The sequence below is a fragment of the Acaricomes phytoseiuli DSM 14247 genome, from assembly GCF_000376245.1.
GTDB lineage: Bacteria > Actinomycetota > Actinomycetes > Actinomycetales > Micrococcaceae > Renibacterium > Renibacterium phytoseiuli.
On record NZ_AQXM01000033.1, the window covers coordinates 1 to 20,141 of the forward strand.

A 20,141-nucleotide genomic window follows, 5' to 3' on the forward strand; every position below is an offset into this window, starting at 1 on the left:
GGGCTTTACGGGCCACAGCCACGACATCGTCACGGAACTCTTTCGGATAGGGCTTGGGCAAGAGATACATCCTTCCAGCGAGGACGAATCCTCACAGATCAGATGTCAACCAAACCCGGGGCAGACCCTTCCTACGCCAGAGACGTTCCTAGGTTTAAAGTGACAGTCCCCACCCCTCAGCACTTACACGTTAGCCAAAACTCCACGACATCCCCGTCATGCATTACAGATACCGTCCGGCACCCGTGGCACACTCGGAATCATGACGCTCCCCCTGTGGTTACAGATCGTGGCCCTGCTAATACCGGCGGCTGTTGCCACCTTCTCCGCACTATGGGCCTCAAGATCAGCCCGTCGCGCTCAGCACGCCGAACACGAGTCGGCCCGGCTTCGAGCACTGGAAGATCGAGTCGCTCAGAAGAAGTACGAGCTCTACCAGCCGGTTCTGCAGACCTTGGGTGACGTACTTACGCCTTCACGCACTGATGAGGCAACCGAGAGGCTGGAAGACGTATTGGCTGACTTCCAAACCTTCGTCACGGTTTGGGGGTCAGATGAGGTCGTCGAGGCCTTCTACAGGTATCGCACCGCAGCGAACTCGCCGCCATCAGCCATAATAATCATACGCCTAATGGCGGACTTCCTGGTCGCAGTTCGGCGAGATATTGCCTGGCCGGACACACGCATTCTCAACCTGCACGCAATCGGCATGCGGATAAATGACCTCTCGGAACACCCGGAAATGGTCGAGGCTCTTACGATGCCCCTCGGTGAACTCTTTGAGCGTGAGAAGTGTTCCGCACCCTTTGACCTGCCCAACGCAAGGTAACAGCGTGCCACCGTCGCTAAATACCTAACCGTGACGGAACTTCACCACATCCCCGTCGTGCGTCAAGTAGTCCTTAACTTCCATGCGGAGTTTGCCGCGGGACTTCGCTTCAACCTTCACAGAACGGCCAGGCTCCTTCGTGTAGGCTGCGATTTGCTTATTGACGGATTCGTGTAGACCCCGCACAACGAGCGATGACATTGCAGCACCTCCTCGATTGCTTCCATCTTATGATGTCACTCGATGTGACGTAATTGCAGGGTAGGAAGCCTCAGCGAGCAGCTGATTCTCGTTGGCAACGGGAAGACGATAATCTTCTCCCTGATCGCCATTCTGAGCACTCTCAGCGCAACTCAATAGCCTTGACCGCCACGAAGGATTTTAATGACGCCGTTCTACGCCCGTCTCGAGCGTCGGCTCGAGGCCAGCTCCGATAGCGCAGGCCCGGTTCGCGGCAGCTACTCCCTCGGCAGGATCCTCATGATATGGCTGGCCGCGAATCTGGTAGTGACCACACTGCTCACCGGCACGTTCTTCGTTCCGGACGTCCGCTTCGGGCTCGTGATCGCGCTGATTATCGGGGGAACACTCGTAGGGGCCACCGTTTTGGTCACTATCGGGGCGATCGGGACCCGGACGGGACTGCCGACGATGGCACTCACCCGAGGGGCCTTCGGAACCCGCGGGGGCCTTGTGGTTATTGCCGCATATATCGTCATCCTGCTCGGCTGGAGCTGGGTCCAGGCCATGCTCGGCGGAATCGCGCTCGACTACATCGTCAGTACGATCACCGGCTTCTCCAGCCCCGTACTCTTCGCCGTCATCTGCCAGACAATTGTCGTGACCCTCGCCATCTTCGGGCATACCGGCGTCGCCAAAGTGGAACCGTGGCTAGCCGGGACTATCATGGCGATCGCCGCCTATATCTTCGTTACTGCCTTCAGCAGTTTCACACCAGCGGAGTTCGCAGCCATTCCGGCACCGGCCACGGTTTCCTACTCGCCCGGGCTGACCTTTGATGTGGTGCTCGCCACCGCTATCTCCTGGACTGTGCTGGCCGCCGATCTAAATCGGCTCGCTTCTTCGACCCGAGCCGGAGTACTCGGCTCGGGCATCGGCTACACCTTGTCGACAGTGACCGCTCTGACTTTGGGCGCAACCGCTATCGGCTATGTCATTCTGCGTGGTGGTGAGGCTGTCCCGTTCGACCCCATCGTCATCATCGAGCCTTTCGGGATCCTTCTCGCTGTTGCCATCTTCCTTTCTGTGATGGCGACCAACACCATGGTCGTCTACGGAATGGCGACCAGCCTGATCAACGCGTTCCCCGGCCGTCGAGTGAAGTTCCTGCCCGCCGCCCTTGGGCTAGGCGTCATCTCGATCATCGGAGCAACATTCTTCGGGCTGCTCACCCAGTTCACGGCGTTCCTCGGGCTGATCGGCGCATTATTCGCTCCGGTCTTCGCGATCATGATCGTGGACTACTACTTCGTCGCGAAGGGCAGCTACAACGCAGACATCCTCAAAGCCCGGGGCGGCCGGTACTGGTATCGCGAGGGCATCAACTGGCTCGCGATCAGCGCGTGGGCTATCGGGGCATTCTCCGCATACCTGTGGGCCTATGTGTGGCCACTGCCTATTGGTTCGACGGCACCGGCTTTTCTGCTCACCTTCGTGATCTACTTTGCGATGTCCTACCGACGCCGCGATAGGACGCCGTCCGAACCGAGCCGAAGCCTCGCGGTTGACGCCTAGACGTTGAAGCGGAACTCCACAGGGACACAAGGGCGGGTCACCTTGAAGTTTCACTGGGAAATGCTTCACCTTCCGGCCAGGGCGCAGGTAGACCGAACAAGGAGCCAACCGAGACTTCGGGGTCGCGGTACTCGATGCGTCCAGCTATAGGCTCGGCGGTTCACCAAATAGGCAGCGGAGACACATTTCTATGAGCCTCTGGGTGCGTCCAGAACGTCGGAATCGATGTCGGCTGGTAGTCAAGGATGGATCGCCCCATCAGAACACCTGCGACATGTTGGTGTTCCCAGGATCCCTTACGCCAATAACCGTCTGGCTTACGGCTGAGAGCAGGTGACGCGTCCCGATCCTCAAGCGAAAAGGTGATTTGCTCGCTCCCGTAGAGCGCACTCATTACGTCAGAATCATCGTGGCGGTGAGTAAAGCTGTTAATCGCGATCACGAGCGGCAAATTAAGATCGCCGTATGCAGATCCTTTGTTCATGAGATCGGCACGCAGCCTGAGTCCGTCCTCGGGATACGTCACACTAGGGGGCCCAAAAGCACCAAGCGGCCGGTGGCTACCAGCCCCTCCTTGTGCGTCTACGGGGATGAACGGACGAAACTCAAGCTCCCAGCCAGCCTCCGACCAGGGGAAACGAGGACCGCGCTCGCGATAGTCGTTGTCACAAGCGATTGCAGCAGGGTCGACCTCAGTCACCCACTTCTGGAGTTCGTTTCGCAGAGCCTTCACCTGAAGGTTGTCCGGCCCGACCTGATGCACATCGATCCAGAGAAGAAATTCCGGACAACGAATCGCGTTGAGGTATTCGTAGAGCGTGTGCTTTCGAGCTTCAGCGCTGAGATCTAGCGGTTCCGGAAACAGGCATTTGGCCTCGACGTAGAACGACTCACCGTCACGCTTCACCAAGAAATCCGGTTGCCCACTACTACCTGGGATGTCAGGGTGAATCTTGACCTCGAAATCACTCCGGATGAATGTCTCGTGAAGATAGAGCTCCCAGTACGCACTCCTATACTGAACGTCATCCTTAGCACGAAGCCGTCCAGTAATATCAGGATGTGCCGAGTCAGGAAGTTTCGCAACCCACTTCTCGATAAGGTTCCGAACCTGCTCCCAGTAGAGGCCCGCTACCCGATCGAGGAAAGCAAAAGTCGACTCACGATGACGCTTCGGAGCGGCATCCGTGCGGTTCTGGTCCGAGAAGAATCCCTTTGGTGCGATAGCCACTTCTTCCCGTCTTAGACGTTGAAGCGGAACTCCACGACGTCCCCGTCGTGCATGACGTAATCTTTGCCTTCTATGCGCACTTTGCCGCGGGATTTGGCTTCGGCCATGGAGCCGGCGTCCACGAGGTCGTCGAAGGAGACCACTTCGGCCTTGATGAAGCCTCGCTGGAAGTCGGTGTGGATCACGCCGGCAGCTTCTGGAGCGGTGTCCCCCTGCCTGATGGTCCAGGCGCGTGACTCTTTCGGCCCGGCGGTCAGGTAGGTCTGCAGCCCCAGGGTGTGGAAGCCGACGCGGGCCAGCTGATCCAGGCCGGATTCCTCCTGGCCATTCATCTCCAGCATCTCCCTGGCTTCTTCTTCGGAGAGCTCCACCAGATCGGATTCGAGCTTGGCATCCAGGAACACCGCATCCGCGGGGGCCACCAGAGCGCGCAACTCCTCTTGACGCTCCGGGCTGCCGAGCACTGAATCATCGACGTTGAAGACGTAGATGAACGGCTTGGCGGTGAGCAGGCTCAGCTCGCGCAGCTGATCCATCTCGACGTCTTTACCCGCGGCGAAGAGCGTGTGGCCTTCTTCGAGCACTGCCTGTGCGGCGCGCATGGCGTCCAGCTCAGAGGCATCCCGCTTCTTGATCTTGACCTCTTTTTCGACCCGGGGAATCGCTTTCTCCAGGGTCTGCAGATCGGCCAGGATCAGCTCGGTGTTGATGGTCTCCAGGTCCGAACCCGGGTCCACTTTGCCATCGACGTGCACCACATCTGAATCTTCGAAGACGCGCACCACCTGGGCGATAGCCTGGGCCTCGCGGATATTGGCGAGGAACTGGTTTCCCAGCCCCTCCCCCTCGCTCGCGCCTTTGACGATGCCGGCGATGTCCACGAAGGAGACCGTGGCCGGAACCAGCCGCTCCGAGGAGAAGATCTCTGCGAGCTTGCCTAAGCGCTCATCCGGCAGGTTCACCACGCCGACATTGGGCTCGATGGTTGCGAAGGGATAGTTCGCGGCGAGCACGGTCTGGCGGGTGAGCGCGTTGAAGAGAGTTGATTTACCGACGTTGGGCAAGCCGACGATGCCAATAGTAAGAGCCACGGGAGCTAAGTCTACCGGCAGGGTCCCTTTCGGGAGGAACGAGCGAAAAGGGTGGCCGGTAGACGCTACCGGCAGCGCGGTCGCGGGGTGGAGCGATATTGTCGGCCCGGCATGGAAGGCTTGCAGCATGGAGATCACGATGCCTTTCCTCCTCGGTGCTATCGCCGGGGTTCTGGCCGGTTTCCTGCTGGGCGTGCTGATGTTCCGGTCCACGGTGCAGCGTCGGCAGCAGGAGACACAGACCGAGCTGGCCGAAGCCAATGCGGCATTGGCGGCGGCAGAAGCGGAGTCCCGCCTGCTCTCAGAACGAAGCCAAGCAGAATCCTCGATGCTGGGGGCGCTCGCCCCGCTGAGCGAACGGCTCTCCGGCCTGCAGCGCCAGGTCTCCCTGCTGGAGCGGGACCGGGTAGAACAGTACGGTCAGTTGTCCCAGCAGCTCCAGGACGCGAAGCAAGCGGATGCCCTGCTCCTGCAGACCACCCGCTCCTTGGCCTCCTCGTTGCGCTCCACCACGGCGCGTGGGCGCTGGGGTGAAGTGCAGTTGCGTCGCATCGTGGAGAGCGCCGGGATGCTGCCGAATGTGGATTTCCTGGAACAAGTGAGCCGCAACGCGGAAGGCGGTGCGCAACGGCCCGATCTCGTGGTGCGGTTACCCGGAGGGAAGGAACTCTTCGTCGATGCGAAGGTTCCGCTGAGCGCCTTCCTCGAGGCCCAGGAAGCCGAAGGCAGCACGGACTCCCAGCAGGCCATGCGCCAGCACGCCAAAGCCCTGCGCAATCACGTGGACGCCCTGGCCGCAAAACGGTACTGGGAGGCCTCAGCAGCTTCTCCCGAACTGGTAGTGTGCTTTCTGCCCGCGGAGTCGATCCTCTCCGCCGCGCTAAACGCCGACGGGCAACTGCTCGATCACGCCATGCAGCGCGGGGTGATCCTGGCCTCCCCCATCAGCCTGCTCGCAGTGCTCAAAGCCATCGGCCATGCCTGGCGTCAGGATGCGCTGACGGAGAACGCCCGCGAACTCTTCGATACGGCCACCCGGCTGCACGACCGGCTGCGGATCTTCAGCGAAAACATCGGAAAATTAGGAGCCTCATTAGGCTCATCCGTAGAACGCTACAACCTGATGGTCGGCTCGTTCGAAAGCCGAGTACTGCCCGCCGCACGTAAGCTCAACGGCCTCGATCCGGAAAGCCTGCAAGGCCCGAGCCCGGTGGTAGCACCGCTTCGCGAGCCGAGCAGCCAGCCCCCGGAAGCTTCAGAGCCCGAGACAGCGCAGCCCGGCTAAAGCCTCACGAAGAGGTGGACCGGGGAGTCCGCCCGCCAGGGCCGCGCGAGGTGTCCCCCGCCTTCTTGAGCGTGCTGCGAAGCTCCTTCGGCAAGGAGAAGAGCAGATCTTCCTCTGCCGTGACCACTTCTTCCACATCGCCGTACCCGTACTCCGCCAACAGAGCCAGCACATCCTTGACGAGCACCTCGGGAACCGAGGCACCCGAAGTAACGCCGATAGTGGCGACGCCCTCAAACCAGGACTCATCGACCTGGCTCGCGAAATCCACGCGATAAGCAGCTTTGGCCCCGTACTCCAAGGAAACTTCAACCAGCCGCACGGAATTGGAGGAGTTCGCAGAACCCACCACGATCACCAGGTCCGCCTCCGGGGCGATCTTCTTGATCGCCACCTGACGGTTCGTCGTTGCATAGCAGATATCGTCACTGGGCGGATCCTGCAGCGTCGGGAACCGCTCCCGCAGCAACCGGACCGTCTCCATGGTTTCATCGACACTCAAGGTGGTCTGCGAAAGCCAGATGACCTTCTCCGGGTCCCGGACCGTCACCTGATCGACCTCATGCGGGCCATTGATGACCTGGATATGCTCCGGGGCCTCCCCCGCAGTACCTTCGACCTCTTCATGCCCCTCGTGTCCGATCAGCAAGATATCGAAATCATCCCGGGCGAAGCGCACCGCTTCCCGATGCACCTTGGTCACCAGAGGGCACGTGGCATCGATGGTACGCAGACCCCGGTCCGCAGCGGACTGCACCACCGCAGGCGAAACGCCGTGCGCTGAGAAGATCACCAGCTCCCCCTCGGGAACCTCCTCGTTCTCCTCGACGAAGATCGCGCCTTTAGCCTCTAGATCCGAAACCACATGGACGTTGTGCACGATCTGCTTGCGGACGTACACCGACGGCCCGTAATGCTCAAGAGCCTTTTCCACCGCAACCACGGCACGATCCACTCCGGCGCAATATCCTCGAGGGGCGGCCAGAAGAACCCTTCGGCCCTCGGTGATCGGCGCAGCCGCAGCAATGCTCTCCGGAGAGCGGCGCTGCCGGGGAATTGCTGGCATTGGAAGTGAGATCGTGGCACTACTCATAGCTGCAAGTCTACCGGTCTTGGCAGATGAAGGCCCGGGCCCGGCCACGGTGCTCGCTCTGAGGAACTTCGCGCTCAGTGGCTCTCAGTGGCTCAGTCCAGCGCGTCGATATGAGATCACTCTGGTCAACGCGCCCGCTAGCAGCAGGCTCACCGCAATGAGGCATGTCACAAGGATCCACTGGTTCATGCTGGCGGAGGCGATGAAAACGTACTCCTGCTTGAAGAGCTCCCCCAGCTGATTGCTGCCTGCCGTGTTCAGCGCCGCACCGGAAAGCGCTTCCAGCCCGAGTTTCCACAAGCCGGCGACCACCGCCAGCCCGATGCCGAACCAGATCAGCACAGCACTCCGCCTTCTCGCTACGAGCAGGGAGAGGAGGAAGGCCAGAATCGCGCCGAGTATCAACACCCACCCCATGGCGGCATTGCCAACCACCCGGACAATAGCGTTGCGCTGGTTCGCGCTGCCGACCGTGATCAGCACCTGCTGCGAGACCTGAAGATCCTGGCCGACCATCTGCCCCGCCCGGGTGGCCACCAGTTGCAGCAGAGGCGCGATATCGAGATTCAACACCTTGGAGTCGTTGGCATTGGCCTCCGGATTGACCACGGTCAGATCGTGGGTGCGGCGCAAAGTCTCCGCCCAAGCCTCCGGATAGCCCGGATCCTGCAGGATCGCATCCGCGGCCTGAGAGACCGCGGGCTGGACCAGGGCGCTCAGAGCCGACGGAAGCTGAAGCTGATCGGTGACTTCACGGCCGATTGCCGCCGATAGTGCGCTCTGGAAATCGGCGTCCTCGGCGAAAGACATCGCCATCTCGACAAAACCGTCACGCTGTGACAAGTTGCGGTCCACCCAGAGCGCCGGCACGGATACTGCCACCAGCATCAGCGCCGTCATCCCGGTCAGTGCGGCCAGAAACCCTCGCATCGATTCCCTTCCAGACTTTCACCGGCCACGATATCGCCTATGACTGTGCAGCTGCTCAGCATCGCGCATGCGCCCGCCATCAACGCCCCCACCCCATACCGTAACGATTTTTCGCCAAAATCCGCTAACAACATGCACACTGCGCTTAACTCAGGTGTTTGTCTTGCTCGTCTTGCTTTTCTGTCAGTGTGATTGAGTAGTCTCTAGGGCAACCGGCAGGAGCACGAGCAGCGCAGCCGGTGGTACCGGCCAGCGGAAGGAATGCAGAACCACAGTGAATGATACCGATCAGCCACACGCCGAAGATTCCGCATCCGCGACCACCCCCGGCACCGCCGCCGAGACCAGCCCGGACCGTCCCTGGCCATTGCGGATGCTCTCCGAAAAACTCAAAGCGCATATCGAGAAAGCGCCGGCAGCCTGGGTCGAAGGGCAGATCATCGAGCTCAATCGCCGGGCCAATGTCAGCTACCTCACCCTGCGCGATGTCGATGCCGAAGTCTCGCTCAACGTCACGCTTTTCGCTTCGGTGCTGAACAATCTCGATGCTCCGCTGGAGAAAGGCGCCCGAGTCGTCGCTCAGTTGAAACCGGACTTCTGGCTCAAGACGGGGCGCCTGTCCATGCAAGGCCGGCAGATCCGCACCGTCGGCATCGGCGACCTTCTGGTACGCATCGAGGCGCTGCGACAGGCCCTGGGGGCCGAGGGACTCTTCGCCCCGGAGCGCAAGCAGGCGCTGCCCCTGCTACCCCAGAAGATCGGACTCATCACTGGCCGGAACTCCGATGCCATGAAGGATGTCCTCCGCAACGCCGGGCTGCGCTGGCCCGCCGTGCGCTTCGAGATCCGCGAAGTCGCCGTCCAGGGCGTGAACTCCGTAGCGCAGGTCCGGGCCGCGCTGGAAGAACTGGACGCTGATCCGGAAGTCGATGTCATCGTCATCGCACGCGGCGGCGGCTCCCTGGAAGATCTGCTCGGCTTCAGCAATGAAAGCCTCGTGCGCGCGGTAGCCGCTGCAAGCACTCCCGTGGTGAGCGCCATCGGCCATGAAGCCGACCGCCCGCTGCTCGACGAAGTCGCTGATCTGCGGGCTTCCACGCCCACGGACGCCGCCAAGAGAATCGTGCCGGATGTCGCCGAAGAGCTCCGCCTGATGGCCCAGGCGCGCTTTCAGCTGGACCGCGCGGTGCAGAACCTCCTGCGGCATGAGCGGGAGCGGTTGGAGAACATTCGTTCCCGGCCGGCACTCGCCGAACCGGATGGCATGATCCTGGTGCGGGCTCGTGAGCTTCAGACCCTCCGGCTTCGCTCATTTACCGCCGCATCGGGCCAGGCCGTCCGGCATCGCGACCAGCTGGAGCACCTTCGGGCCCGGGTACTCGCGCTCTCTCCGCAGAAGACCCTGGACCGCGGCTACGCCGTAGTCCAGCAAGACGACGGGCGCATCGTCCGCTCCGCTGAAGAAGCCCCGGACGGCACTCCGCTTCGGATCCGATTGGCCAGCGGGCAGCTGGCAGCCGCTTCCCAAGGGCCGTTGCCCGGAACGGGCCCTGATCCATCACTGAAAGGAAACCGATGACCACTAAGAAGACAGCATCGAACCCGCCTGAGGGAATTGCAGAACTGAGCTACGAACAGGCCAGGGAGCAGCTCATCGACGTGGTAGCCCGGTTGGAAGCGGGAGGCACCGGATTGGAGGAGTCGCTGGCGTTATGGGAACGCGGCGAGGCACTGGCCCGGCACTGCGAGAACTGGCTCGACGGCGTCCAGGAAAAACTGGATGCGGCCAAAGAACGGGTCGAAGAAGATGCCGCCCAGAAGAACAGCTCAAACGACTGAAATAGTCAGGACGCTGCCACCCGTTTGCGCTCAACCGCAAGGTCGTAGTCGACCTGGGGCCAGCTCAGCGGCATACCTTCGAGCGCTTCGATGAGCAGCCCCTGAACCGCGAGGCGTGCGTACCACTTCTTATCCGCCGGGATCACATGCCAGGGAGCCGTCTGCGTATTGGTCTTTTCGAAGGCGATCCGGTAAGCCTCCATGTACTGCGGCCAGTAACCGCGCTCCGTCACGTCCCCCGGGCTGTACTTCCACTGTTTGGCAGGATCTTCCAGCCGCGCGGTGAGGCGCTCCTTCTGAGTATCCGGGCTGATATTGAGCATGACCTTGACCACCGTGGTCCCCTGCGCGCTCAGCTCGGCTTCGAAGTCGTTGATCGCCTGATACCGCCGCTCCAGCTCAGCGGCATCGGCCCAGCCGTGCACCCGGTGGATCAGCACGTCCTCGTAATGCGAACGGTCGAAGACGCCGATCATGCCCGGTCTCGGCACCTGCTTCTGGATGCGCCACAGGAAGTCGTGCTGTTTTTCTTCCTCGGTGGGCGCTTTGAAGGCGTGGAGCTGCACGCCCTGAGGATTCACCGAGCCGACGACATGATTGACAATGCCGCCCTTACCAGCGGTATCCATCGCCTGGAGCACCAGGAGAAGGGACTGTTCCCCGCCGAATCTGGACTCCGCGAAGAGCTTCTCCTGAAGCATTGCTAGAGTACGGGCGCGGCTGGCGAGAACCTGTTCCGCATCGCGTTTCTTGCCGCTGAATCCGACGGTCTCTGAGGTCTGCGCAGCGGCCGGATCCAGGCCTTCCTTCGGAACCGCTAAAAGTGCGGCAAGCGGCCTCGTAAATCCATGCTTATTCGGCATCGCTCATAGCTCCTTATCAATCTCACAGTACTGGATGCCTCGCGCCACGGGGCTAAGAACTCATGCTCAGGGCTCGTAGCGACTGAGGAATTCCGCGATCCGGCCGATCGCCTCTTCCAGTTCGCGGACATCGGGCAGGGTCACCAGGCGGAAATGATCGGTGGCGACCCAGTTGAACCCGCTGCCGTGGGAGACCAGAATCTTCTGATCCTGCAGCAGGTCGAGCACGAACTTCTCATCATCTTTGATGGGATAGACCTCAGGATCGAGCCTCGGGAAGAGGTAGAGCGCCCCCTTGGCCTGCCGGGTGGAGACCCCGGGGATCTCATTGAGCAGACGGTACGCCAGATCCCGCTGCTCGCGCAGCCGGCCGCCAGGCAAGATCAGGTCGTCGATGCTCTGATATCCGCCCAGAGCGGTCTGGATCGCGTGCTGCGCCGGAACATTGGCGCACAGGCGCATATTGGACAGCAGGTTGATGCCTTCGAGGTAATCCTCGGCCCGCTTCTTGGGCCCGGTAATGGCCAGCCAGCCGGAACGGTAACCGCAAACCCGGTAAGCCTTGGATAAACCGCTGAAGGTCATGCACAGCACATCGTCGCCGGCCGCCAGCGCCGTATTGAAGTGCACGGCATCCTCATAGAGGATCTTCTCGTAGATCTCGTCGGAAAAGACCACCAGGTCGCGTTTGCGGGCGATATCCACCATGGCCCGCACCGTATGCTCCGAGTACACCGCACCGGTGGGGTTGTTCGGGTTGATGATCACCAGGCCCTTGGTCCGGGGGGTGATCTTGGCTTCCAGATCCTCCAGATCCGGCTCCCAGTCCTGCTCCTCATCGCAGAGATAGTGCACGGGACGGCCGCCGGAAAGACTCACACAAGCAGTCCACAAGGGATAGTCGGGAGTCGGGATCAACACTTCATCGCCATCGTCGAGGAGCGCTTGCAGAGACATTGCGATGAGCTCGCTGACCCCATTGCCCAGGTAGATGTCATCGACATGAATATCGGTGAGACCCCGCGTCTGGTAGTACTGCACCACCGCGGTGCGCGCCGAGAAGATTCCTCGTGAATCGCTGTACCCCTGGGCGTGCGGAAGATGCTTGATCATGTCGACCAGCACGGCATCAGGCGCTTCGAAGCCGAAAGGCGCGGGGTTGCCAATATTGAGTTTCAGGATGCGATGCCCCTCCGCTTCCAGTTGCTGCGCTCGTTCCAGGATGGGGCCCCGGATGTCGTAGCGGACACTGGCGAGCTTGGCGGACTGGCTGACCTTAGACATGTTCCAAGAATGGCACATCGCCGACTTACCGCCCTGCCACCACACTGGCAGGGCGGTAAGAGTTATGAGACGAGGCCCTTGTCTTTAAGCCACTGCTCCGCGGCCTGCTTGGGCTCGAGCTTCTGATCACCGGAGACTTCGCGATTCAGCTGGATCAGATCGTCAGTGGTGAGTTGAGCGGAGACATCGTTGAGGGCCTGCTGGGCCTGCTCCGGCAGCTTGCCCTCGGTATAGAGCGGGATGACCTGTTGCGCCAACCAGTTGTTTTTCGGGTCGCTCAGCACCACCAGCGCATTGTCTTCGATCGCCGGGGAGGTCGTGAAGATATCTGCGACTTGGGCCTCATCGCTGATCAGCGCCCGGACGGTGAGCGGTTCACCAGTGATCGGGGTGAAGCTGGCCGGCACGCAATCATATTTCGATTTCAGGCCGGGCAGCCCGTAATCCCGGGTGGCGAACTCCGGCGGGCCGGCCAGGGTGAGCTGATCGCACACCGCGGCGAGGTCCTCGATGGAGCTCAGGTTGTACTTCTGCGCGGTGGCCTTGGTGACGACCATAGCGTCTTTGTTCTCCGCCGCGGCCGGTTGCATGACCGCGAGTCCTTCTGCCGGGAGCTTGTCGTTGAGCGCCTTGATGATCTCGCTCTTATCGGTGACGGTGTTGCTCTTATCGATGAAGCCGAGCAGATTGCCTGAATAGTCAGGGATCAAGTCGATGGAGCCGTCTTTGAGCGCATTGATGTAGGTTTCCCGGGAGCCGATGCCGAGTTTCCGGTTCACCGTGACTCCCGTCGACTCAAGCGCACCGGCATAGATCTCGGCGATCACCTGGCTCTCGGGGAAGTCCGCGGAGCCGACCGTCACTGAACCGGCGGGGCTGGAAGAGCCCGGCGAGGCGGTGTCGGTAGCCAGCGGGCCGCCTCCGCCGCTGCAGGCCGAAAGCGTCACGGCCAGCGAAACCGCCGCCGCGGAGAGCGCGAGCCCCCGGGAGAGTCTCCAGCTTCTCGACCTCAGAGCAGAGAGCTTCATGGTCTTCCTCCTTTTCAACCCGCGGCTCGGCTGCCGCCAGTGGCTTGTTCACTATTGTGCCTGCTCTGCCCGAGGTTGCGGGGAGATCGGATCAGGATATTACGGATGCTGTGACTGTTCTGTCTGCTCTGCCCGGCTTCGCGCCGCTGCCCGGGAGCCTCACGCAGCCCGGGTGAGACCAGTGAACGGGCCAGCACGCCCAGAATCGCATCGATCAGAACGGCCAGGCCCGCGATGACCACGGCCCCGCCGAAGACCTGCCCGTAGTCGTTGGATCTCAGCCCGTCGACGAGGAACCTGCCCAAACCGCCGTGCGGCAGGTAGGCGATCACGGTCACGGTCGCGATGACTTGCAGCACGCAGCTGCGAAACCCGCCGAACATCACCTGTAGCCCATTGGGCACTTCGACCCGGAAGAGGATCTGCCACTCGGTCAGGCCGAGACCCCTGGCGGCGTCGACCAGGGCGCGGTCCACAGAGGACACCCCGGCGTAGACTCCGGTCAGGATCGGCGGGATGGCCAAGAGCACCAGCGCCCAGATCGGCGGCATGAGCCCGAGCCCGGCGAGGAGCGCGAAAAGCGTCATCATGCCCAGGGTCGGCAGGGCGCGAAGCATCCCTGCGGCTGCCACGACAGCCACTCTGCCCTTTCCGGTATGACCGACATAAAGTCCGATGGGTACGGCGATCGCCATGGCGATCAGCACCGTCAAACCGGTGTAGCCGAGATGCTCGACCGTGCGCCAGGGAATCCCCCGCACGCCTTGCCAGTTCACCGGATCTGCCAGCCACTGGATGCCCTGACCTATGGGGTTGTCGGTTGTGTACTGGCTCATCGGGGCGAGCGCGGAGACTGATGAAACCATGACAGAGGAACTCATGACATCACCTTCGTCGCATTGCCGGTTTCCCGTTGCTCTTCACGCGGTTCCCGATCTGCTCGCCGAGCTGATTTCGCGTTGCCCGCGCGCAGCCATGGCGTCAGCAGCCGCTGTAGCAGCACCAATAGCACATCCATGAGCAGCGCGAGAAGCAGGGTGCCGACGATACCGACGACGATCTCGGTCAGGAAGTCCCGCTGGAGGCCATCGGTGAAGAAGAACCCCAGGTTCTTGAAGCCGATGAGCGCGCCGACGCTGACCAGGGCGATATTGCTCACGGAGACCATCCGGAGTCCAGAGAAGAACACCGGCAGCGATAACGGCAGGTCCACTGTGAAGAACCGGGCCAGTGGCCGGTATCCCATAGCCGCCGCGGCCTGGCGCAGATCTTCATCGACAGAGTTGAGCGCATCGACGGCGGTCCGCACCAGTAGGGCTACTGCGTAGATGGTCAGAGCCACGATCACATTGGCCTGGTCCAGAACCCTGGTCCCCAGGATCACCGGCAAGACTACGAAAAGAGCCAGGGACGGGATGGTGTAGAGCAGCGAGCCGACGGAGAGCACCACTACGCTGACCGTCCTGTTGCTCCTGGCCAGCTGAGCCAGGGGCAGGGCGATCAGAACCCCAAGGATCAGCGGTAATACTGACTGGTACAGATGCAGCCCGGCGTAATTGAGAATCTGCTCCCAATTCGCGGCGATCCACGCGAAATTCATCGTGATCCCGTCAGACTTCCCGCACGTGATCGGCAGGTTCGGAAAGACTATTGGCATCTTGCTCGCGGACCAGGCGCGCGTTCTCGATGGCTTGCAGCACCTCGGGAGCTTTCACCCCGCCCAGCAGTGCCCCGGATTCATCCACGGCCACGCCTATACCGGATGGTGAGGAAAGTGCGGAGTCCAGGGCTTGGCGTAAAGACTCGCCTCGCCGGAAGAGCGACCCCCCGGCGATGAGCTCACCTGGCCGCTCGGGTGACAGCCAGCCCTCCGGGTGCCTCTGGGCGCCCAGCTTAACGGTCCACTCTGAGACGGGAGCCAGTTCCGGAACCGCTGGTAAGGGGTGGACGGTCACCTCATGGGCCTGATCGAAAGACAGATGCCGGAAGCCCCGGTCCCGGCCGATGAATTCAGCGACGAAATCATCGTGCGGAGCGCGGAGGATCTTCTCCGGGGAGTCGTACTGCGCAAGACGTCCCCCCGTGGCGAAGACGGCTACCTTATCGCCGAGCAGCATGGCCTCATCGATATCATGGGTGACGAAAACGATGGTCTTGGCCAGTTCCCGCTGGAGTCTCAGCAGCTCTTGCTGGAGTTCGGCTCGGACTACCGGGTCAACCGCGCTGAAGGGCTCGTCCATGAGCAGCACCGGCGGGTCCGCGGCGAGCGCCCGGGCCACCCCGACCCGCTGCTGCTGGCCGCCCGAAAGCTGACTGGGGTAACGGCGCGCGAAGTTCTGCGGCAGCCCTACCGTATCCATGAGTTCGCGGCCGCGTTCCCGGGCCTGCGAAACAGGGACTTTGTTGAGCCGTAGCACCGTCATGATGTTGTCCAGGACGGTGCGATGCGGCATGAGCCCGGAGGATTGCATGACGTAACCCATGGAACGCCTCAACGCGGGCGCGGCTACTTCGGAGATATCCTGACCATCGACCATGATGCGGCCCGACGTCGGGTCCACCATGCGGTTGATCATCCTCAGGGAGGTGGTCTTGCCGCAACCGGAAGGGCCGACGAAAACCGTGATCAGTCCCCGGTCCAGGGTGATGCTCAGATCCTGCACCGCGGCGCTGCCTGAGGCGCTCCCCTGATACTGCTTGGTCACGTGATCGAAAACGATCATCGGCTCAGCGGACCGGCCGGCAGATATATCGCCCGACTCTAGCTGTTCGGCTGCCATACAGTACGTTTCCTCACGTTCGGCATCAATGGATATCCGCAGTGGTTCGGTAAATCGTTGCAAATGGATAGGTCAGAGCGTCTGTCGAGTCTAACCACAGCATTCCGGCAGAGCTAATCCCTGATGTCAGACTAGAGCTATGACGGATCTGGAAGCCCGAGCCGAGCCCGTGCGCTGCCCGGCAGCAGCTGCAAGCGGCCCTTGCTTGCAGCTCTGGCCGGAACGAGAAGTACCGCTCGGCGGCATTCGTGGACTCACGGTTTCCCGTACTCTGCCGCAGCGCGGTTTGCCAACAGTGGGTGCCTGGTGCTTCCTGGACAGCTTCGGCCCTTCCCCCGCCCAGATGGCAGTGCTGCCGCATCCGCATATCGGTTTGCAGACAGTCACCTGGCCGCTCTCCGGAACGATCCGGCACCGGGACTCAGTCGGTTCCGATGTACTGGTGCGGCCGGGCGAGCTGAATCTGATGACTGCCGGCTACGGTGTAGCGCATAGTGAATACTCTTGGCTAGAAGAGCCAAAAGAGTTGGAATGCCCGGATGAGGCCGAGAAGCCTGAGAATGAGAAGCAGATGCGGGGGCTGCAGTTCTGGATCGCTCTGCCCGAAGAGTCACGGAATATCCCCACGCACTTCGAGCAGCATCGGAATTTGCCGGTTTTCGAACAGGCTGGCCTGGCCGGAACCGTGCTGCTCGGAGAATTCGCGGGTCGGCAATCCCCGGCTACGACGTATTCCCCACTCGTCGGAGTGGAGCTCAGCGATGCCACCGGTGGTCAACGGCAGTTGCCTCTTGAACCCGGTTTCGAGCATGCCGTGCTCGTGCTCGACGGCGTTGTGCGCATCGATGATCAAGAACTGGCAGCGGGGCCGCTCGGTTTTCTCGGGTCTGGTCGGGACCGGCTGGTCTTCGACGCGCAGCCGGGAACCCGTCTGATGCTTTTCGGCGGGGCACCCTTCGCCGAAGATCTGGTGATGTGGTGGAACTTCGCGGGCCGCAGCCATGAGGATATCGTCGAGGCCCGCGCTCAATGGGAAGCGCAGGACCCCAGGTTCCCGCTGGTACCAGGGCAGCCAGCACCTCGGGAAACTTCAGAACAAGAGGCGGATGCGGGCCGGATTCCGGCACCACCGCTTCCGGGCGTCCGGCTCACCCCGCGGAAGCGGAATTAGCCAGCACTCTTGGGGCCACGGAGCATATGCTGACGCGCCAGCTCCAGGGCACCGAAGATAGGGTCCCGATCGAGCACCCGGACATCCGTATAACCGCGGCCGGCGAGCTCGCTGCGGAAGACTTCTTGGAGCAGGGGCTGGTGCATGCCCACCCCCGAGCCCAGGACGAAAGGCCCGGAGCTGGCGATCTGCTCTGCTACCTGAGCCGCCATATCCGCCAGGTCCCGGCCTGCGGTCCTGATCATCTCAAGGCTGGCCTGGTGACCATTTGCTGCAGCATCGAAGACCAGCGGGGACTTCGCCGCCCAATAGCGCCGTGACGTACCCGAGTGGAAGTGAGCGATGAGTTCATCGGGCCGACTGAGTCCGCAGGATTGCAAGAGCGTTTCGGCCAGCAAGTCTAGACCCTGGCCTAGGTCCATCCTGCGGAGGCTGTGCCGAACGGCTTCCCGGCCCAACCAGTAACCGCTGCCTTCATCACCGAGCAGATATCCCCAGCCACCGGCGCGGGCCTGCTGCCCTGAGGAGCTGATTCCCCAAGTGGCGGAGCCGGTGCCGGCGATGACGGCGACACCGGTCTGAGCGCGCCCCGCGGCCAGAAGTAACCTGGTGTCATGAACCACGGTCACCGTAGTGCCCGAGACATTGGGCCGGATCAGTGCCGCCAGTGCTTCCGCATCCGCTTCGGTATCGATTCCGCCGGAACCCGCGAAAACCTGGTCCAGCCTGCCCTGCGGCAGCTTCCGGAAAAGCTCCGCGAGACTCTCCCGGGCCTGCTGCTCCGAAACATTCTGAACATTGGCGCTGCCTGCCTGCTCATCGGCGATGACTTCGCCGTCGCGCCAGAGAATGCCCCGGACTTTGCTCCCGCCGATGTCTAGACCGATGATGGCCTCAGCGAACTTTGCTGTCGACTCCACTCACCGAGCATAGATCACTCGGTGCGCGGGCTTGGCACCACTTCCGAATGCCGGGGAAACCCCGGCGCGGCAGACAGGAGCAAAATGTTTCCCTCACCCCTTATCGTCGCGCCCATGGCTGGTGGCCCGAGCACCCCTGAACTGGTCGCAGCAGCGGGGCGCGCCGGCGCACTCGGTTTCCTGGCCGCAGGCTACCGCAGTGCCGAGAATCTCGCCGGGCAGCTCCAGCAGCTCAAAAAACTCAACGACGGGCGCGCCGAATTCGGGGTGAATCTTTTCGCGCCCAACCAGCAGCCAGTGGACCTGGATGCACTCAGAAAGTATCGGGAGCGGCTTCTGCCGGAGGCCGAGCGTTACGGTGTCGACATCCCGGAGCTGCGACTGTACCCCGATGATGACGATTGGCACGCCAAAATCGATCTGCTCATCACCTCCCCCGTGCCCTATGTGAGCTTCACCTTCGGGCTGCCGCAGCCGACCACCATCGCGGGCTTGCACACCGCCGGCACGCTCACTATCGCCACAGTCACTGATGCAGCCGAAGCCGGTGCCGCAGTAGACGCGGGGATCGATGCCCTCATCGTCCAGCATTCGGCAGCCGGCGGGCACAGCGGCGCGTTCCTCAATCCTGGGGGGCAAGCTGATTCTAGGGCCGGGCTGCCCGGCCCTAACCTTCCGGAGCTCGTGGCAAGGATCAGCGCCGAGTATCGGCTCCCGGTCATCGCAGCGGGAGGCATCGCCGGCACCGACGACGTCGCTGCCGCACTACATGCCGGGAGTATCGCCGCCCAGGCCGGGACGGTCTTTCTGCTGGCCGAAGAAGCGGGAACCCAGCCGATGCACCGTGAAGCGCTTCAGCAGGCTATTGCCGGCGAGCGCTTCCAGGGAACCGCACGTACCCGGGCTTTCTCCGGGCGGTGGGCACGTGGCCTGGAGAATCGGTTCATGCGGGACAACGCGCAGGCTCCTGCCGGATATCCGCATATTCATTACCTCACCGCCCCGATCCGGGCGGCGGCAGCTGCCGCCGGAGATCCCGAGGCCATGAGCCTCTGGGCTGGTGAAGGCTTTCGCAGCACTCGCCGCGCTCCCATAGCAGACATCCTCGCCCAGCTCGGATTGCGGCTCTGAAGAGCACCGTTTCCGGCCCCGATCAAGGTACGATATCGGGACGGCAGGAGGTCCACAGGAGATCACGGGGCTGGCGCAGAAGGGCGCAGCACCCACCGTCAAGAAGGTCAGGGGCGCGGAGCATGGCTGATACCGGGTTGGATGAAACGGACCGGAAGATCCTCGATCTGCTGATCGCCGATGCCCGGATGACCAATCGAGACCTGGCCGATGCCGTGGGCATCGCTCCGTCGACCGCATTGATGCGCACCAGGGCTTTGCAGACCCGCGGCACTATCTCCGGATTCGAGGCGAAGGTGAACCTCAACGCCGTGGGCCGAAGGGTTCAGGCTCTCATCGCGGTCCAGCTCCTCGCTCACGATCGGGTGGAGATCGACCGCTTCACTTCTACCGTCGCGCGGCTGCCCGAGGTCCTATCCACCTTCCACACCTCCGGCTCAGTGGATTATCTGCTGCATATCGCGGTAGCCAACGCGGAGGATCTACGGGATTGGGTGCTCGACCACCTCACTACCGACCCCGCTGTTCAGCACACTGAAACCACTTTGGTTTTCGACCGGATTCCCGGCAATCCGGGCCCGCTCTGACTCTGGGCCGCGCGCACCAGCTCTGTTCCGGAATATCACTCGCTGATCCCTGGTTGTCGCGAAGGTAAGCACGGCCGAGCGAAGGAGAAGCTTTATGACTGCGAATGTCCCTACGGTATCCCTCAACAATGGAACCAGCATGCCACAACTGGGGCTCGGCGTCTGGCAGGTACCGGATGATCAGGCCGCTGATGCCGTCCTGGCGGCTTTGCGCGACGGTTACCGCAGCATCGACACCGCTGCCATCGGGTCTGCCCCGGGTTTGGTTGACAGTTGGGGTTTGGGGTGATCAGGCCGCTTTCGCGTCCGTGTAGATCGTCTCAA

20 protein-coding genes are annotated in these 20,141 nt (G+C 62.1%); 9 read left to right on the forward strand and 11 right to left on the reverse strand.

The features are described 5' to 3' along the window. The first annotated feature begins 262 nt into the window (after window positions 1–262). Together C501_RS0101155 and C501_RS0101165 are read left to right on the forward strand one after the other, a co-directional pair. Window positions 263–829 carry a hypothetical protein gene (locus C501_RS0101155; protein ID WP_018133804.1) on the forward strand — a complete coding sequence of 189 codons (567 nt, stop codon included), beginning with the start codon at window positions 263–265 and terminating at the stop codon, window positions 827–829. Between the two features lie 384 nt (window positions 830–1,213). Beyond that, a complete protein-coding gene (locus C501_RS0101165) occupies window positions 1,214–2,584 on the forward strand; it encodes a purine-cytosine permease family protein (RefSeq protein WP_018133806.1) in 1,371 nt (456 codons plus the stop codon). Between the two features lie 160 nt (window positions 2,585–2,744). Here C501_RS0101165 and C501_RS0101170 read toward each other — a convergent pair whose 3' ends face one another. Further along, window positions 2,745–3,815: a hypothetical protein gene (locus tag C501_RS0101170; protein WP_018133807.1), complete on the reverse strand. Its 1,071-nt coding sequence runs from the start codon at window positions 3,813–3,815 to the stop codon at window positions 2,745–2,747. A gap of 11 nt (window positions 3,816–3,826) precedes the next feature. Beyond that, window positions 3,827–4,906 (reverse strand): redox-regulated ATPase YchF, encoded by a 1,080-nt coding sequence (gene ychF, locus C501_RS0101175; RefSeq protein WP_026174473.1) that lies wholly within the window; start codon window positions 4,904–4,906, stop codon window positions 3,827–3,829. Between the two features lie 127 nt (window positions 4,907–5,033). Between ychF and C501_RS12075 the strand changes: the two genes are divergently transcribed. Continuing rightward, window positions 5,034–6,191, forward strand: coding sequence for a DNA recombination protein RmuC (locus tag C501_RS12075; protein WP_018133809.1), 1,158 nt, complete (start codon window positions 5,034–5,036; stop codon window positions 6,189–6,191). A 4-nt stretch (window positions 6,192–6,195) separates the two neighbouring features. Here C501_RS12075 and C501_RS0101185 read toward each other — a convergent pair whose 3' ends face one another. Both C501_RS0101185 and C501_RS0101190 read right to left on the reverse strand, forming a co-directional pair. Then, window positions 6,196–7,284: a 4-hydroxy-3-methylbut-2-enyl diphosphate reductase gene (locus tag C501_RS0101185; protein ID WP_026174474.1), complete on the reverse strand. Its 1,089-nt coding sequence runs from the start codon at window positions 7,282–7,284 to the stop codon at window positions 6,196–6,198. An 84-nt stretch (window positions 7,285–7,368) separates the two neighbouring features. Beyond that, window positions 7,369–8,214, reverse strand: a complete 846-nt coding sequence (locus C501_RS0101190) for a hypothetical protein (protein WP_018133811.1) — start codon at window positions 8,212–8,214, stop codon at window positions 7,369–7,371. Window positions 8,215–8,488: 274 nt separating this feature from the next. Here C501_RS0101190 and xseA point away from each other — a divergent pair, with 274 nt between their 5' ends. Beyond that, a complete protein-coding gene (gene xseA, locus C501_RS0101195) occupies window positions 8,489–9,793 on the forward strand; it encodes an exodeoxyribonuclease VII large subunit (RefSeq protein WP_018133812.1) in 1,305 nt (434 codons plus the stop codon). Continuing rightward, a complete protein-coding gene (locus C501_RS0101200; RefSeq protein ID WP_018133813.1) occupies window positions 9,790–10,053 on the forward strand; it encodes an exodeoxyribonuclease VII small subunit in 264 nt (87 codons plus the stop codon). Before xseA ends, C501_RS0101200 begins: the two co-directional genes overlap by 4 nt. A gap of 5 nt (window positions 10,054–10,058) precedes the next feature. On the opposite strand, the gene C501_RS0101205 is transcribed toward C501_RS0101200, so the two are convergent. The 6 genes from C501_RS0101205 to C501_RS12085 all read right to left on the reverse strand — a co-directional run bounded on the left by C501_RS0101205 (window position 10,059) and on the right by C501_RS12085 (window position 16,008). Continuing rightward, entirely contained in the window at window positions 10,059–10,916 is an 858-nt protein-coding gene (locus C501_RS0101205) for a polyphosphate kinase 2 family protein (protein ID WP_018133814.1), read from the reverse strand. Window positions 10,917–10,982: 66 nt separating this feature from the next. After that, window positions 10,983–12,200 carry a pyridoxal phosphate-dependent aminotransferase gene (locus C501_RS0101210; protein WP_018133815.1) on the reverse strand — a complete coding sequence of 406 codons (1,218 nt, stop codon included), beginning with the start codon at window positions 12,198–12,200 and terminating at the stop codon, window positions 10,983–10,985. Window positions 12,201–12,262: 62 nt separating this feature from the next. Beyond that, window positions 12,263–13,228 (reverse strand): ABC transporter substrate-binding protein, encoded by a 966-nt coding sequence (locus C501_RS0101215; RefSeq protein WP_018133816.1) that lies wholly within the window; start codon window positions 13,226–13,228, stop codon window positions 12,263–12,265. Window positions 13,229–13,242: 14 nt separating this feature from the next. Continuing rightward, window positions 13,243–14,064, reverse strand: coding sequence for an ABC transporter permease (locus tag C501_RS12080; protein ID WP_245532370.1), 822 nt, complete (start codon window positions 14,062–14,064; stop codon window positions 13,243–13,245). Between the two features lie 41 nt (window positions 14,065–14,105). Then, window positions 14,106–14,828 (reverse strand): ABC transporter permease, encoded by a 723-nt coding sequence (locus C501_RS0101225; RefSeq protein WP_018133818.1) that lies wholly within the window; start codon window positions 14,826–14,828, stop codon window positions 14,106–14,108. A 10-nt stretch (window positions 14,829–14,838) separates the two neighbouring features. After that, complete coding sequence (locus C501_RS12085) at window positions 14,839–16,008, reverse strand: ABC transporter ATP-binding protein (protein ID WP_018133819.1); 1,170 nt, start codon at window positions 16,006–16,008, stop codon at window positions 14,839–14,841. 139 nt (window positions 16,009–16,147) lie between these two features. On the opposite strand from C501_RS12085, the gene C501_RS0101235 reads away from it, so the two are divergent. After that, complete coding sequence (locus C501_RS0101235; protein ID WP_018133820.1) at window positions 16,148–17,179, forward strand: pirin family protein; 1,032 nt, start codon at window positions 16,148–16,150, stop codon at window positions 17,177–17,179. Here the strand turns inward: C501_RS0101235 and C501_RS0101240 are convergent. Continuing rightward, window positions 17,176–18,099 (reverse strand): N-acetylglucosamine kinase, encoded by a 924-nt coding sequence (locus C501_RS0101240; RefSeq protein ID WP_018133821.1) that lies wholly within the window; start codon window positions 18,097–18,099, stop codon window positions 17,176–17,178. The genes C501_RS0101235 and C501_RS0101240 overlap by 4 nt on opposite strands. Before the next feature lie 84 nt (window positions 18,100–18,183). On the opposite strand from C501_RS0101240, the gene C501_RS0101245 reads away from it, so the two are divergent. The 3 genes from C501_RS0101245 (at window position 18,184) to C501_RS0101255 (ending at window position 20,106) form a co-directional block, all read left to right on the forward strand. After that, the gene (locus C501_RS0101245; protein ID WP_026174475.1) at window positions 18,184–19,230 is read left to right on the forward strand and encodes a nitronate monooxygenase; all 1,047 of its coding nucleotides are present in this window, start codon (window positions 18,184–18,186) and stop codon (window positions 19,228–19,230) included. Window positions 19,231–19,352: 122 nt separating this feature from the next. Continuing rightward, window positions 19,353–19,817: an Lrp/AsnC family transcriptional regulator gene (locus C501_RS0101250; protein ID WP_018133823.1), complete on the forward strand. Its 465-nt coding sequence runs from the start codon at window positions 19,353–19,355 to the stop codon at window positions 19,815–19,817. Between the two features lie 94 nt (window positions 19,818–19,911). Then, a complete protein-coding gene (locus tag C501_RS0101255; protein WP_018133824.1) occupies window positions 19,912–20,106 on the forward strand; it encodes a hypothetical protein in 195 nt (64 codons plus the stop codon). Window positions 20,107–20,141: the final 35 nt, after the last annotated feature.

Bases quoted from the DNA above. Each gene is read 5' to 3' on its own strand.
- C501_RS0101185 (WP_026174474.1), bottom strand. From the start codon at position 7,284: ATGAGTAGTGCCACGATCTCACTTCCAATGCCAGCAATTCCCCGGCAG.
- C501_RS0101225 (WP_018133818.1), bottom strand. From the start codon at position 14,828: ATGAATTTCGCGTGGATCGCCGCGAATTGGGAGCAGATTCTCAATTAC.
- C501_RS0101155 (WP_018133804.1), top strand. From the start codon at position 263: ATGACGCTCCCCCTGTGGTTACAGATCGTGGCCCTGCTAATACCGGCG.
- C501_RS12080 (WP_245532370.1), bottom strand. From the start codon at position 14,064: ATGAGCCAGTACACAACCGACAACCCCATAGGTCAGGGCATCCAGTGG.
- C501_RS0101215 (WP_018133816.1), bottom strand. From the start codon at position 13,228: ATGAAGCTCTCTGCTCTGAGGTCGAGAAGCTGGAGACTCTCCCGGGGG.
- C501_RS0101205 (WP_018133814.1), bottom strand. From the start codon at position 10,916: ATGCCGAATAAGCATGGATTTACGAGGCCGCTTGCCGCACTTTTAGCG.
- C501_RS0101165 (WP_018133806.1), top strand. From the start codon at position 1,214: ATGACGCCGTTCTACGCCCGTCTCGAGCGTCGGCTCGAGGCCAGCTCC.
- C501_RS12085 (WP_018133819.1), bottom strand. From the start codon at position 16,008: ATGGCAGCCGAACAGCTAGAGTCGGGCGATATATCTGCCGGCCGGTCC.
- C501_RS0101200 (WP_018133813.1), top strand. From the start codon at position 9,790: ATGACCACTAAGAAGACAGCATCGAACCCGCCTGAGGGAATTGCAGAA.
- C501_RS12075 (WP_018133809.1), top strand. From the start codon at position 5,034: ATGGAGATCACGATGCCTTTCCTCCTCGGTGCTATCGCCGGGGTTCTG.
- C501_RS0101235 (WP_018133820.1), top strand. From the start codon at position 16,148: ATGACGGATCTGGAAGCCCGAGCCGAGCCCGTGCGCTGCCCGGCAGCA.
- C501_RS0101255 (WP_018133824.1), top strand. From the start codon at position 19,912: ATGACTGCGAATGTCCCTACGGTATCCCTCAACAATGGAACCAGCATG.
- C501_RS0101245 (WP_026174475.1), top strand. From the start codon at position 18,184: ATGTTTCCCTCACCCCTTATCGTCGCGCCCATGGCTGGTGGCCCGAGC.
- C501_RS0101190 (WP_018133811.1), bottom strand. From the start codon at position 8,214: ATGCGAGGGTTTCTGGCCGCACTGACCGGGATGACGGCGCTGATGCTG.
- C501_RS0101210 (WP_018133815.1), bottom strand. From the start codon at position 12,200: ATGTCTAAGGTCAGCCAGTCCGCCAAGCTCGCCAGTGTCCGCTACGAC.
- C501_RS0101250 (WP_018133823.1), top strand. From the start codon at position 19,353: ATGGCTGATACCGGGTTGGATGAAACGGACCGGAAGATCCTCGATCTG.